This is a genomic window from Microcystis sp. LE19-131.1A (genome assembly GCF_027532015.1).
GTDB classification, from domain to species: Bacteria; Cyanobacteriota; Cyanobacteriia; order Cyanobacteriales; family Microcystaceae; genus Microcystis; species Microcystis ichthyoblabe_A.
In genome coordinates this window covers 1-1,311 of record NZ_JAPZSS010000197.1, presented here as the reverse complement: position 1 = coordinate 1,311, position 1,311 = coordinate 1, and the positions used below count along the sequence as shown (strand labels likewise).

Annotated in this window: 1 protein-coding gene and 2 pseudogenes; all 3 read left to right on the top strand. The window is 44.8% G+C overall.

Annotated elements, in window-relative coordinates; translation table 11 throughout:
• Window positions 1–139, top strand: a pseudogene (locus O9323_RS15050) (serine protease); the annotation flags it as partial.
• A gap of 188 nt (window positions 140–327) precedes the next feature.
• The gene (locus tag O9323_RS15045) at window positions 328–1,143 is read left to right on the top strand and encodes a mechanosensitive ion channel family protein (protein WP_002750679.1); all 816 of its coding nucleotides are present in this window, start codon (window positions 328–330) and stop codon (window positions 1,141–1,143) included.
• 27 nt (window positions 1,144–1,170) lie between these two features.
• Window positions 1,171–1,311: pseudogene (locus O9323_RS15040) on the top strand (PDZ domain-containing protein); the annotation flags it as partial.

Genomic DNA, 1,311 nt, shown 5'->3' with positions numbered 1-1,311 from the left:
TCAACCGGTTAGCGATGGCGCTGAGTTACAGGAAATGGTGGAAAAAGCCGGGATCGGTCAATCTTTACCCCTAAGAATCAGAAGGGGGGAAAGGGCGATCGATCTCACCGTAATCACCGCCCAAATGTCAAATCAGTAATCAGTAATCAGTAATCAGTAATCAGTTATCAGTTATCAGATGTAAGTTTTCAGTTCACTGTTTACTGTTCACTGAAAATACTCCCCATCACCAAATCGGTTTTTTTCCTTGAGAGAGTTCTCGGTTTTTCCTCTCGCCCCTATAATCTGTGTGTAAATTAGCTTTATTTCTTTGCGAGGATAATAACTATGGATCCGGCTCAAGTTAGCAATCAAATGTACTTTATCAGGGATTTAGCGATCAGCTTCGGGGCGAAATTAATCGGGGCGATCCTACTCTGGTTTATCGGTAAATGGTTGATTAATCTAGCGGTTAATCTGCTCAAAACCAGTTTGGCCAAGGGCAACGTCGATCCTACCATCATTAGATATATCATTTCTTTCATCCTCATTGTCCTGCAAGTTGTCCTGATCGTGGCGATTTTGGGCTTTTTTGGCGTTGAAACCACTTCTTTTGCCGCACTTTTAGCCGCTACTGGTATTGCGATCGGGGCTGCCTGGGGGGGGCTGTTGGCCAATTTTGCCGCCGGGGCTTTTTTAGTTATGTTCCGTCCCTTCAAGGTGGGCGATTTTGTCTCTGCGGGAGGTATAACTGGCACGGTGGACGAATTGGGTTTATTTGCCACTACTATTAACACTCCTGACAACATTAAAACTGTAGTCGGCAATAACAGCATTTTTTCTGGGAATATTCAAAATTTTTCCGCTAATCCCTATCGTCGTGTGGAGTTGACCGCTCAATTAAGTCACGGGGTAAATGTCCCAGAAGCGATCGCTCTGTTAAAGGATAAAATTAGCCGTATCCCCAATGTTTTGACTGATCCCGCTCCCGATGTGGAAATTTTAGAATTTAATCCCTCCGGACTTCTCTTAGCAGTACGTCCCTATTGCAGTAACGATAACTATTGGCAGGTCTATTTTGACACTAATAAGGTTATCTATGAATCCTTCGGTGAAGCGGGCTATCCTATTCCTGCTACCCACACGGTTTTACACAATCGATAGACCGGGTTAAGCGAAGACCAGTTTTATGCCGAAAAAGCCGGGATCCGTCGCGCGGATGTGATTGTTAAAGCTAATAATCAACCGGTTAGCGATGGCGCTGAGTTACAGGAAATGGTGGAAAAAGCCGGGATCGGTCAATCTTTACCCCTAAGAATCAGAAGGGGGGAA

Coding starts and splice junctions, on each gene's coding strand:
- O9323_RS15045 (WP_002750679.1), top strand. CDS start 328: ATGGATCCGGCTCAAGTTAGCAATCAAATGTACTTTATCAGGGATTTA.